General features: G+C 33.8%; 14 protein-coding genes and 1 pseudogene. All 15 read right to left on the minus strand.

Annotation, left to right across the window (positions count from 1 at the left end; all coding sequences use genetic code 11):
• Position 1: 1 nt before the first annotated feature.
• Positions 2–787 carry a phage BR0599 family protein gene (locus ACYIAL_RS07430; protein WP_174796233.1) on the minus strand — a complete coding sequence of 262 codons (786 nt, stop codon included), beginning with the start codon at positions 785–787 and terminating at the stop codon, positions 2–4.
• Positions 771–1955: a hypothetical protein gene (locus tag ACYIAL_RS07435; protein ID WP_174796232.1), complete on the minus strand. Its 1185-nt coding sequence runs from the start codon at positions 1953–1955 to the stop codon at positions 771–773. The genes ACYIAL_RS07430 and ACYIAL_RS07435 overlap by 17 nt, the downstream gene beginning before the upstream one ends.
• 164 nt (positions 1956–2119) lie before the next feature.
• Positions 2120–5317 carry a tape measure protein gene (locus ACYIAL_RS07440; RefSeq protein WP_174796231.1) on the minus strand — a complete coding sequence of 1066 codons (3198 nt, stop codon included), beginning with the start codon at positions 5315–5317 and terminating at the stop codon, positions 2120–2122.
• A gap of 184 nt (positions 5318–5501) precedes the next feature.
• Positions 5502–5633 carry a hypothetical protein gene (locus ACYIAL_RS07445; RefSeq protein ID WP_483751341.1) on the minus strand — a complete coding sequence of 44 codons (132 nt, stop codon included), beginning with the start codon at positions 5631–5633 and terminating at the stop codon, positions 5502–5504.
• Positions 5634–5707: 74 nt separating this feature from the next.
• The gene (locus tag ACYIAL_RS07450) at positions 5708–6013 is read right to left on the minus strand and encodes a phage tail assembly chaperone (protein WP_483751342.1); all 306 of its coding nucleotides are present in this window, start codon (positions 6011–6013) and stop codon (positions 5708–5710) included.
• Positions 6014–6039: 26 nt separating this feature from the next.
• A complete protein-coding gene (locus ACYIAL_RS07455; RefSeq protein ID WP_065638150.1) occupies positions 6040–6459 on the minus strand; it encodes a hypothetical protein in 420 nt (139 codons plus the stop codon).
• 47 nt (positions 6460–6506) lie between these two features.
• A complete protein-coding gene (locus tag ACYIAL_RS07460) occupies positions 6507–8042 on the minus strand; it encodes a phage tail tube protein (protein ID WP_174796229.1) in 1536 nt (511 codons plus the stop codon).
• A gap of 169 nt (positions 8043–8211) precedes the next feature.
• Positions 8212–8337, minus strand: a complete 126-nt coding sequence (locus ACYIAL_RS07465) for a KilA-N domain-containing protein (protein ID WP_174796384.1) — start codon at positions 8335–8337, stop codon at positions 8212–8214.
• Between the two features lie 356 nt (positions 8338–8693).
• Entirely contained in the window at positions 8694–8909 is a 216-nt protein-coding gene (gene lysC / locus ACYIAL_RS07470) for an Rz1-like lysis system protein LysC (RefSeq protein ID WP_446718873.1), read from the minus strand.
• Complete coding sequence (locus tag ACYIAL_RS07475; RefSeq protein WP_174796897.1) at positions 8818–9165, minus strand: hypothetical protein; 348 nt, start codon at positions 9163–9165, stop codon at positions 8818–8820. Before ACYIAL_RS07475 ends, lysC begins: the two co-directional genes overlap by 92 nt.
• A complete protein-coding gene (locus ACYIAL_RS07480; protein WP_483747674.1) occupies positions 9162–9605 on the minus strand; it encodes a D-Ala-D-Ala carboxypeptidase family metallohydrolase in 444 nt (147 codons plus the stop codon). The genes ACYIAL_RS07475 and ACYIAL_RS07480 overlap by 4 nt, the downstream gene beginning before the upstream one ends.
• Positions 9598–9903, minus strand: coding sequence for a phage holin, lambda family (locus tag ACYIAL_RS07485; protein WP_483751343.1), 306 nt, complete (start codon positions 9901–9903; stop codon positions 9598–9600). The genes ACYIAL_RS07480 and ACYIAL_RS07485 overlap by 8 nt, the downstream gene beginning before the upstream one ends.
• A gap of 840 nt (positions 9904–10743) precedes the next feature.
• Positions 10744–11028: a hypothetical protein gene (locus tag ACYIAL_RS07490; protein ID WP_483747672.1), complete on the minus strand. Its 285-nt coding sequence runs from the start codon at positions 11026–11028 to the stop codon at positions 10744–10746.
• Between the two features lie 720 nt (positions 11029–11748).
• Positions 11749–12894 (minus strand): annotated as a pseudogene (locus ACYIAL_RS07495) (type I restriction endonuclease).
• 92 nt (positions 12895–12986) lie between these two features.
• A partial coding sequence (locus ACYIAL_RS07500) for a LexA family protein (RefSeq protein ID WP_483747617.1) occupies positions 12987–13183 on the minus strand: 197 nt, incomplete at its 5' end.

Consider the following 13183-nt stretch of genomic DNA (forward strand, 5'->3'; position numbering starts at 1 on the left):
TTTAAACAATGGAATTGCCACTATTTAGCGGCTCCAAAGGAAGGTATGGAAATCCACCGTAATTAAGTGTGTTATTAAACGTATTGCAAGAATCAAGGGTTCTTAAACATCCCTTATAGAGAATGACTGATGCAATACCTTTACTTAGATTATCTATAAGCTGTTGATTTTTTCTAAATAAAGTGATTGAAGTTTCACTATGTTCTTTAATAAATGTTTGTTCTCCTTGTGGTGTTTGTACTATTCCGCCAGTGAAATATCCATTCGGAACCTCTTTTTCAAATACAACAGTTATCACATCATTTTTATAAGACGTGACATTACCTGTTATTTTAAAATCATCACGATTTAACCCACATCGTTCACCATATAGGGAATACCGACAGTTTCGCTGGACCTTATCATTTACTCCCGTTTGTCCAGCCCTTGTAATTAGCAACTCGAACGTCATTGTCATTTCTTTATCTGATGTGGAGGTTTGAGTTAACCGACCACTCCAAGCCATCGTGACCAAATTTTTTTTATCTAATGTATAAATATCAACTAGTAGGTATTTTGTTATGTCTGGTGTTATCCATTGCTGCACAATCTCATTAGTAATTGGCATGGTTATAGTGATTTTGTTTTTAGATAACGATGCATCACGCTTTATTGCACTTCGATTAATTGATTCTTTAATATAAATATTGTTGTCGATATTTAACTCACGCATACCACTCGTATAACGATAAGTGTTTAAACCATCATTAAAAACATACAATTCCGATTGTTTAAAAATATTGATCATCAAAAACCTCTATTACTTGAATATCTGATTGTGCTTGTTGATTTGTACCGTATTCAATTTGCACTCGGTCTGTATCAAACCTACAAAGCGTTAGGCAACTAATTTTATTGACTGGCTGTTCGATAATTTTGTCGATAACGATTATTGTTTTATCATGTAAATCATTGCTTATGCTAATTATTTTTGCATAAGAGACAGCGTTATCGTGAAATAATGATAAATATTTAAATGATGGTAAATCATTGTAATGACCGTTACGAATAACAATCTGATTGCCACGAACCTTTCCACCATATATATTTACATCGCCATCACATAACCAAAATGGTTTAACTCTACCCTCCCTTCGATAAATAAACTCCTTAAATTTTTTTATCTCATCAAACCCATCAAGATAAAATTTAATAGACCTTGATAATTTTGTACGCTCCCATCGTTCAATTCTAGTGATTTTACCAACATCATAATCAACAATATCAATATCTTTATTTAATGTTGATTCGTTAGTGCCATAATTATTATGAAGTACCTCGATGCCAAGATAAGTCGGTTTTTTAATTATTTTGCTATGATAGTTTGGTTGTTCAATCAACTCGATAGTTACATCAAACTGAGCATCAAAACCCGATGTTTTATACTTAGAGCTATTTAAGTAACATTCTCTTAATGGCAATAAATAGGCAGCTTTATAATTATTGATTACAGCACTTATCGCTTCCTTTTTCTCATTCGGCGGTTCTGCAAAAACAAAATCAGGTTTTAATTGACGTTCTGCATGGAACACAAACTCTAATGATTTAATTTCTGATGATTTTAACCATGTAACAACTTCATTTTTTTTGCTATCCTGATAAATCAGTAAGTTATCATCAACATGATTGTCAAAATAATTTCTGATTAAGGTTGTTCCCTGATTAATTCGACCAATGTAAACAGCCCTTAACCATTCTGGAATCAACCAAGTCCCAGTTAAATTATTACGTAGCAAATTAAGATAACGATTTCTATTGTGCGGGTGCGCTATAAATGAATAATCTAACATTACTCTAGGTAAAGAACGCAACATTATTCTATGTTCTCGACCGTCTCTTGACTCGATAATATCAGTGAGCCATTCAAAACTCTCTGTTATTCCTTCGATTGGCTGTTCAGCAATAATATTTGGCATTTCCACCTCAATTTTAAACATAAAAAAAGCCCGCAATTGCGAGCCTTAAAATCAATTTTCTATTGTATGTATATCTACATTAGATTTTTTATACTCCGTTAACAACAATCCACATATTTTTGTAATATTACACGCATCAAGAACTAGTTAGATATTTTAGTTATTTAGGATGCATTAACAATCATCGCTAACTCCTCTCCATTATCTCTATTTATTTGCATAACTCGCTTAACACCCTCTTGTGTTGCTAACCATTGCTCTGCTGACTCGTAATCACTCACAAGTGCAATATTAATGGTTGGTGACACCGTCTGAGGTGCATTTTCTTGTGTTGTTGATTGTGAATAGTTATTAACTACTTGTGGACGCTGTAAGCCATTCATATCGCCTCGTTGCAATGCCTCCAGATTATCGACACCAATCCGCTGGGTTGCTGCTGCATTCATCACAAACTCTTGACCATGAACGACGCCAGCAATCTGATTTCGTGCTATATTGCCAGTGTATCCACCTGTCATAAACCCAGTTGACTGAGAACGCATCGCTGAAACATTAGCCATCCCTGTAGCAATTGCCATTGCCGCTGCTGCTGCACCTAACGCAGGTCCGACATACGGAATTCCTGCCATAGCAGCATATGCAGCATTAGCTGCTTGATACGTGTTAATAACTGCTTGTGCAATCGCTGCTGCTTTACCTATTCTTGCCATTGCTACATTGTTGGAATTCTGCATCTGCGCCAGTTGTTCGAAAAATTTATTAGCCTGATTTAAAATAAATTCATTCTGTTTAGCCCAAACTTGCGCTCTTAACGATGCCGCCATTGATTGATCCAAGTTAAACTTCTCTGTTAATTCATTTATTTGCTCATACATCTTTTGGAATTGTGAGATTTGCTCACTCATTAGAACCCATGAGCCTTCGAACATACCAGCAAATGGGCTTGCACTCTCAGAATTGAGCGCATTAATTAAATCATTATATCCATAATTTTCACTATCTTTTAACTCAATCAGTGCTCTAACTAAATCAGCAAAATTTTGATCTTTTCTGAACTGAGAATTACTTTCAAGAGAATCTTTAATAGAAAGAATTCTTACATAATTTTCATTAAGAGCTATTTTCTTTCTTAACTCATCATTTTGTGCTTCAGAAAGCACCAAGCCTTTGCTCATCATATCTTGACTAACGCGATAGAGTTCGTTTTCTATGCCTCGCTGCTCTGATGAAAGTTTCATTAAATTCCACTGCTTATCTAACTCTTTGTTATAATGGCCAAGCGGATCTATTGATTCTTCATATTTATTGGTAAGCAAAGTGGTGTATTCATTATATTGGCTGGCTGTAATTGCTCCCTCCTTATACATAGCGGTTAATGCACTTAAGCTCTTGCTGTACTCTTGCAGTGCACCTTGTATTGGTTTTAATGAGTTAAGCAGTTTATTGTGCTCTTGTGTTAACGGGGTCACTCCTTTTGCAATCTTTGAGGTATCATTCTCTGGTGGCAACGGATTCATTGTGGTTTCTTCAGCAGATTTTCTTTTTTTTGTTTGTTCGATGATGCTGTTGTATCCTTCTTTTAAAAAACCACCAATTCTAAATAAATAATCTGTTTTAGACACTTTTTCGAGCTCATCTTTAAGCTTGTTTAACCCTCTTTCAGCCGATGGATCTAATTCAAATTTGTTAAATTTTATCGTCATTGAATCAATCTTTTCGAGGAGTGCCTTTCCTGCATCTTTATCAAAATACGACAGTACTGATGCAAATTCACGAAAGAGAGGTTGCCATAAATTGAGAATGCCAGCAATAATATCCCCAGTAAAATTTGCGATGCCTTTCCAGACAATCTCCCATGCATCACCAAGATTATTAAAAGCAAATGATCCTATTGTTGCTACCGACATTATCAATCTAACAATCGTATTAAAGTACATTTTCGATACGTCAATAATTGCTTTAAATACGTCGTTAACCGTGACCTGTATGCCTTTGAAAGCATTATTCACCGAGTTTACGAACCCATCCCACATACCGCCGATCCATTCGATCGCTGCTGAAGCCGCCTCTTTAATATTACCCCACACCGTTATAGCGACGTCCTTTAACGATATTGTGCCATCTTCTGTAAGCTTAATTTCATCCGAAAATAATGTTAAGGCAGCAATAACGGCTGTGATCGCCAAAATTATTGCACCAATAGGATTGGCAATTAATGCAAGATTTAATCGCATTATTGTTGCAGTAGCTTTTGATACACTTTTCCCTCCCATTTCAACAGATTTTACAAATAAGGCGTGATATACAGTTGCAGCGATATATCCAGCATCAAGAACAGCCAGCGCCGCTGAGGTATTTTTTACATTATCAGAAAACCATTGAATTGCTTGAGCTATTTTATTGTTAGCACCAATTGCGTTATCCGTTTCAAAAATGTATTGCTGAATACCTGCTGTTAGGTTTGTAAAAGCACCTAGTAGCCGGTTAGGTATATCATCAGCTTTCTGCGTGAACATATCAAAGCAATTCGATAAGGACTGAAAAATCACATCAGTTGTAATTTTCCCTTTTTCACCAGCATCTACAAGCTTATCTGTTGTAACATTGAGTTGTTCGGCTAAATCGCCTGTTTCTTGATTACTATTATTTATAACAGAGTTTAACTCCTGTCCTGACAACATTGCTAACATTAAGGCGCTTTGAAAAGTATTTATCTCAGATGCAGCAAAAGCTCCAGTTATTGCTAATGTAACTAAAGCATTATTTAATGCTTCAGTGTATGTTAACTGTTGAGTTATGTTACAACCAAGTTCCTTCAGCGCAGTTGCATTAATTAAAAAGCCTTCTGTCGTTATTTCGAAACTTGAATAAGTTTCTTTAGCGGAATCTATCGTATCATCTAAACACGTTTTAAAATCACTTAATAATGAAATGGCAACTGCAATTGTCTCCATACTTATAAAACTGGATAATGTTTTCAGTATAAAACCAAAATTTTGTGCAACAACTGTCGCTGTTTCAAGTTGCACTGTAAAGTTTTGATAATTGTTTATAGCATCTTTCAATTGGTTAGCATAAGCAATATTAATCGTTAAAGCTCGTTCAAGTGTATTATTTATTTCATTAAATGCGTTTTTGAATGTTGTTGTTTCGCTTACTGCTAATTTTATGGATTCAGTAAACGTATGGATCGAATTAAAATATTTTTTAAATGGATCATTATTAAAGCTTTTTAGCATTTTCTTCATCAACTCAAGATTTTTTTGAGCCCTTTCTGATGAAGAAGCAATGCTATCTAATTTTTTTGCTATTGAATTTGCTATGTTATCAGATACCGTGATAACAGTTGCTTCACGTGGCATATTAACTCCTTAATTCACTTCTGAAAAATAATAAGTGCTTTTGAAATAAAACCATCAGAAAACTGCTGAGAGTTACCGTCGTCCAGCCCTTCTATATTCTATAGAATTTGTGCCGCCAGATTTCCGCACTTTAAGTACGATTAATGCTGAGTTAACAATCACCATTTTGCGAATGGTTTTTTAATTATCCGCTTGTCATCTGATAAAAAGCATTATTTAATTCAATAATCTGGCTATTTATAGACGCTGACCAACCAGTTATCACATGCGGTTCCTTAATTTGCGTAATATCTGGTAGATCTTCAACTACAGCCAATGATGCTTTTATTACTTTGTTGTGAGTGCGAACTTTGATCTATCTATTGACAGATTATGAAATTTCAGTCCGTATCATTTTTTGTCCTTGAAGGCTTTCTCGACATGTTTTAGGTTAACTTGATCCATTGCTCGAATAATTTGAATTAGATCGTGTGTATCTTCATCATCAAGTTGATAAAAACGCGCATACTCAATAATTGATAACCATGATATTGCTGTAGGTGCCATATTGTGAGTACGCGTTGTATCTAAATCAAGAAAAGATTGATAATAAAAAATCAAATCATCATTAAGCACTGGTTTATTTTTTATTTTATCAGGAATGGGATGCCCCATTTGCTTTGCCATTCTGATTAAATCGCTATCCTTACCACCCATGTCTAGCTGATATTCAAGGACTGCGATTAGTTTTTTATATCTTCCTCTATTTGCACTGATTTATATAGTTCAATATCATTCGCTTGTGATATCAAGTCAGTAAATAAATCGGGAAGCTGTTTAAACAAATTACAGGCATTTTCAATAGAAAAAGGAATATTTTTTCCTTTTCGATCTTGAATATTATCCCATCCACGTAATGCCCCTTCAGAAAACGCCTTAATTGAAATCTCAATTAGTTTTTCTTCTGGAAGTGTATCCATTTGGATCTGTCGTTTATATTGTTTCGTCATTTTTTTAATCAGTAATGAATATTTAGAGTTCGCACCACCAATCCTTGCAATATAAAATGTTGGAATCGTTCCGTTTGCGTTTGCTGCATATTCAATAGGTACACCATCTTTTTCTTTAGTTTTATCAGTTTCAAATTGTTCAAATAAACTCATTTTTTTCTCCTATAAAAAAGCCTCAATTATGAGGCTAGGTTAAATTATTAATCATTAGCAACAGGCATTGCTATATCTGGTAAATATTCAAAAGACTGATACATCATTGTATAACCATGTTTATTTTCTGCCCCTGTTTTTTCAAGTGGAATAGTTATTTTCTGATCTTTTTCAACGTTAGGCATTCCACCACTAAGTGCAAGCAATGGAATATCAAAAATAGCACCGGCATTATTTGATGCTAAAATAGTTGAAAAACCAACATCAGCATTATTTTTAATTGCCTCTATAGCGGCAACTGATGAGAAGAAAGCCGTTAGTGATCCTGTTACATTAAAGTTACCAACCGAAACATCAAAGCTACCTAAAATACCTAGCGCTTTAATCCCCGTAACACCATTACTAATAGATAAATTTGAATCTGTTACGTATGCAAATAAAGTCTGCGGAATTGATGATGTTTTATCGATAACGCTCAATTTTTGGCGATAAATATTAGATGTTGTGTTGTACGCTTCACTTTTATCAGCCACTAACCGTACACCATCCAATCGTTCCCCGCCTTTTTTGGTTAATGAACCACAAGCAACATAACTCAAATCACAGGTAATATACTGAGCTGTCGATAAATTAAACTTAATTTCATTCGCTACTGCACCTGTAACATATTGTGCTTGCAAACCATTGCCATCATCACCAAGCGTACGTTCAATACAGTAAGATCGTTTTTTGATTAAATCTTGACGACTCTCATTTTTAATAACTGTTCCAAAATACAGTTCCAATTCAAGATTATTATTGTTTTCATCGATTGGGGTAAAATCAGTATCATCAAAAGTTAACGAATAATCAGAAATAGCTGTTATACGAGCCCATCCCTTATTCTTTTTAAATGATGAATTACTGGTATCACCACCTAAAAAAATCCACTCACCCAGTGTTAAATTTAAGCTTGTCACTTTTGTTTTTGTTGTGACTAATGACGGGAATCCACCACCATTGGCTACTATTGAACATTCCCCTGCTTGGAATTTAAAACCAACCGCGGTTAGTTTTGCATTGTCATTAACTAAAGTATTTTCAGCCAAACCGCCATTAACAATGATTTTACTAGCTGTTGCACTTTTAATAACTTTGATTCCATTGTTTTTATGTTTATCGAAGCCAGAAGCAGAAATCAACATACCTTTAATTGGTGGATTAACACAAGGTGTTTCCAAATTATAACCATCACTGTCAATGCTCATTATCTTATTTTGGATACCATCTAGTGGTTTAGTGGTAAACTTTTCTCTAGCATCGGCAAACATAAAACCTTGCATTAACCAAGTTAGAATATTTTTTGTGAAATCTAACGAAAAACCTGCGTTAGCATCAAGATCAACAATTTTACCCTTTTGATTCTGCCGCGATGGATTAATAGTTTCTCGTTGTAATAAAGTTGTAGATCCTCCCAAATCACTATAGCTATTAACTTCTATACCATGCCAAACTGGATTATCCGGCAAAATCTTGAGACAATCTTCATTTGCGATATACAGCCCCGCTACATTACTATCAATTGTTTTATTTTTACATGTCATATTTTTAAACTCTCCTATCATAAGAAATATCTACTATTGTGTTGGTTCGATATGGTTTTGGCACAAAACCTGCGCCATTAGGTTGCTGGAATCACTTTTTCCAAGTTTAAGATTAATTATGGGTTAGAATTGCTAATACCTGCTCATCTGTGTATGTAACTTTTTGCGATCAAATTAATTTATCGATTTGTAAATTACACCAAACTACAAAATTAGCTGATATCCATATAACAAAGTTAACTGCTAATTTCGGGTGAAACCATATTTCACCAAATTTACCTCGACTAGTTTTTATTAATTCCTACCGTCTGGAAGTATTTAAATATTCCATGAACATGGCAATACATTCTTGCATTTCGTTAGATTTCCACCTGACATCCAATCGTCACTATCGAACAAACTTGATGATCGTTGAAATCAAATTTATTAAATTCATGGTTTTCTCCATTAGAAATGAATTTAGTTTGTGGAACCTCACAGAAAATAAGTACAAAAAAACCGCAACCAAGCGGATTGTTACATTGTTTTAGAATTATTTAACTTGGTGGAATATAGCTTGCAATACTATTTCGCTATCTGTTTAATTATATTTATTTTTGTTATTATCACGCCCCTCTTTGTTCATTCCTTGTGGGGCTGTCACAGATTTCTTTATTTTATCTTCTTTATTGCTTGTTTATCGCTATTACACTTCTCGATAACATTTAACAAATACTCATTGTATTTGAGACTATCACTAAATGTCATTGATTTTGCTGGTAAATTTGGCAGACAGTCACTGAGTAAATTTGCTGGTATCGGTCGATTGACGTAAACTTTTCGCTCTGTTGTACAGGCGGTCAACAACAGAACTGGGAATACGTTCATTAGCACAATGATTATTTTTAAGTTGCTCATTGATTCGCTCCTGACGTTCTAGTGATTGGTTTTCTAGCTCGCGTTTGCTTTGCTCATTATCTGCTATGACTTGATTGTTTTTAGCGATGTTCTGGTTCAACTGTTCGATTTTTCCGAACAGTTCATTGTTTGTTTTTTGAATTGCTTCTTTGTCTTTACACAAATTAACAATAACATAAATCATAAATGCAAAAATAATCGCTATTGTCGTGTATGTTTTATTCATTTTAAACCACTCAAATAAAGCGTTTTACCGTCCTGCTTGACTGCTGTTAACACTATTTGGCGATTATGTGTTGGACTAAACCCAATGTGCACCCATTGATTATGCTCTTGAATTAATTTATCGAACTGCACACCAGAATCGGTTAATCTTTGACAAATCTCTTTGGGTGTTCCAAATGATGATTTAAAATCTACCGCTAATCCTTTTGTGTGAGCACTAGTAGATACCCCTCCAACTCTTGAATTCAATGCCGAACAACGATATCCAGACGTGATAATAATCGGCTTACCCAAAGCTTTTCTTACTAGCTCCAACTTGATAGCAGTTAATTGCACGTTGGGCATTAAATCAGCAGGCACAGAGTTATCGATTTTTAATTTGTTGGCTGTTGTCGAGCGAGTAAACTCTTCTAGCGTAAAATGTTCAGTTAGCTTAGTCATCGTTGTTATCCTCCTTTTTTCTTAACATTGAATTTGATATTTGACGTAATTTATCAACCCCTAAAAATCCAATTGCACCACCAATAAAAGGATTCATGCTAACGGGCAAGCCAAAATAATCCAGCCCACTGCTAGCGGCTAATGATAACGCACCACACAATAATGCTTCGATCCATTTACGACGTCCACCTACCCCATCATATGTTAAACGACCGTAGGCTATGATGATAGATAGAATGACACCATAAATTAATGGCGCATTCGATTGCAACCATTCCATGATTGATGATTTATACATGTTATTATTCTTCATATGAGTTAATGATGTGACAGCGTACTAGCTATTGTGTAGATATGTGTGTGTCTAGCATTGCTGTCGATTCGATGTTGAGTGAATTACTCAAAATTTTGGTATAAAAAAACCGACTTTCGTCGGCTAGAATTAATTACATTATGAATATAATGATCTTGTTATCATTACCCTTAATTTTCCTATCAGCTTATTGTATTCACATTTCTGTTGTTAGATAGAAACTTTATCTAAAGCTTAATTTTATTCTTAGAAATCCCATCTTATACATATTATATGTTTAAATAGTCAAGCATTTAAGTAATTCGACAAAAATTAATTAGAGAACTTATTTTATTCATCGGGCACATATTTTGCTAAAATGAAATCCGATGTATAATTAGTATCTGTCATATTAAATTTCAGTTACTACAATTTTTCTATTATCTGCTAGTCATTTTCCATGACTGAGATTCTTCATTAGATTATCAGCCCGACTTTCAATCCAATCATCTTTAGCTTTTTGCATTGTTATATTATTCATCATTTTGTAATATTTGAAATTATAATTATTTTCAAACAATCTATTCAACCTACATAATTCACTTTGTACCGATTTCAAACATCCAATAAAACACTCCAAATAGACAACCGGATGACAAAAGAAAAGTACATAATAATGCAAACTTGATTTCACTATCTGTTAGTTTATATTCATTATTAAATCTGTCTGTAGCTTTAATATTCACAAAATCTTTATTAGTCATAATCGTCTCAAAAACAGCCCTCAGAAGAGAGCAAATGGGTATACTATGCGATCATCTTTTCGAACTGTCAGAAATCGTTAACTTAATAAAATAATAGTTTATTTTTTTCGTTAAAACGATATTCCGCTTCTACATAGCATATAGCTCTTAAAGCGGTTTGGACTGAATCAGGATTGATGTTTTCCCAGCCCAATGCCATCCTTATTATTTCTTCAATTTCTAGATAATCATCATCGCTGAGCTCGTCATAAAGTTTAGTTGACAGCGCGTCAATTGTCGCTTCTTTGTCATCTCTCATTTCGATATTGCTCATCATTTTGCAATATGCTCTTTCATGAGCATTTGCTACTACACTATGTAACTGCATAACTAACCTCACCAGTAACTAAATATTTTTTAAGCTATCAGAGTATTTTGTCATCCAATAGGAATCAACTGAATTATCTCACTCGGCGGTATAAATAAATTTACCAAATTAAAAAAGCTCACATTTTAAAAAACCGATTACAGTGTACTCAAATTTAAATTCGGAACCATTTGTAAAAATCACCCGATCGTCAACCTTAACATTACAATCGACTAGTGGAATATCAGTGAATTCTTTTTTATCTAATCTTTTAACTCTATTTGGCGATTCATTTGAAGTCCTCGCTGATTGTTAATTTCAAACTCAAGCGCACTCTATGAATGCGCTTTGGTTTGAACTTAAAATAGCAATCTCTTTATTAAAGAACTTGATGGCTAGTCGATCTCTGTCGAGGCTAGGAGTGATTAAGTCGCTCACCCGATGCGTACTGCTGTGATTGCTATCAAAACCGCTGTACTTTCATATGCCCCAGCTAGCTACTTGAATCTCGCTTAACTAATTAAGTAACTCGTGGTATTGCTTAATTGTTTTGTTAAGTTGATTTGTTTTGATGTGAAGATAATACAGCCAAAACTGTTAAAAGTAAACAGTGAAAACTGTATTTTTAACTGCAATTAATTTGATTGGGTGTTTTTCAATCATAAATCGTGGATTTAAAATTTTGAATTGGGGTATAAAAAAGCCCCATATGGGCTTTAAAATATAAACTAAACGAAATATTTATTTTCTTTTGAAATTTTCATCATTTTTTGTGTATTCATATGCATCAACAATTAGTTCCCATATTCTTAACATATTTTCTGGTTTATCAATAATAATTTGATCTCTAGCACCTATTTCTAATCCGGCTCTCTTAACCTCATTTTTTATCTTGTCGGTTAGCTCAATTGGCAGTTGAATTGATGGGCGTTGTTTATTATCGTCGTATAAAACCACCCACCTATTTGATTTATTTTGATAAAGAACACTAAAATATGATTCAGTGTTCTTATATGTTAATTCGTTATCATCTATAATTGAATTTACATATTCAAATAAAACTCTTTCAGAATAAGTGGTAATAATTTTATCATTTTCAGGATCTATAATATCGGCTTTTTCATCAATTATTGTTTTTTCTTCATTATCGTTTGATAAGTCATCTGATATTTCTTTTTTCCCTGTTAAGCCTACAACAACCATATTACTTACAGCTCTTTCAATTGCATTTTTTACAATTGGTGTAATACTATCAAGAAATTTTTGATTTAGTTGTCTTGATATGTTCGATTTGTTTGCTACATATTTAACAAAATCAATCGGTGCCTCTCTCAACGTTGAAGTTATCGTTTTAGTAAATAATGAAAAGTAAATACTTTCTTCTGCTAAGGTTCTTAACGCTTCGGGTTTGAATTGATCATATCTAAATTAATATAGTTGTTCATAATCATTATGTTGTAATTCTTCAATCTTTATTTTTAAGAAAGGAGTTGAATCCATGATATTTTTTTGTTCTAAATCGGTGAAAAATCTCCATTCTCTACCGTTTGTTATCGCTGCTACAGCCACTTCTGGTGTTGCATTAAAATATCTTGAAAGTTGAGGGCAGTGATTTGTTAATTCTTCACTCCACGATTTTGCTTCTATAAACATTACTGGTAAATCTTGGCAGAAAAGGGCATAATCAACGCGTTCATTAGCTTTTTCTCCAGGAAAGTCTGCTTTAAATTCAGCTTTAACTTTGGTTGGTTCATAAGGTATAAAACCTAATATATCAAGCAGTAGTAATATTAAAGCTTGTTTGGTTATTTCTTCTGTGGCACAGTGACTCCCAATCTTTTTCACGTGCTCCGAGTGATTATCTAGCTTGTTTTTGAAATTATTCATATTTATAACATTACATTATTTCAATCATCTGTTTTATATTAATAAAATACTAAAACCTTAACTAATCTTATAATGCTAATAAATTGTAATTATTATCTCTTTCGTCTAAATATCCTATGCTCGACCATTGTGCCAACAATTCTGATTTGTTGATTTAAGGTACTCATTGTTGTGTAATCGGGATTAAGAGGGATAAGCTCAAATTGCATTCTTTCATGCTCATCATATCCCAACTCTCGGTATTTTTTAAAAGTGGCTTCTGATTCACCGTTCATAGCGACCACAAATT

The sequence above is a fragment of the Gilliamella sp. X-57 genome, from assembly GCF_057063565.1.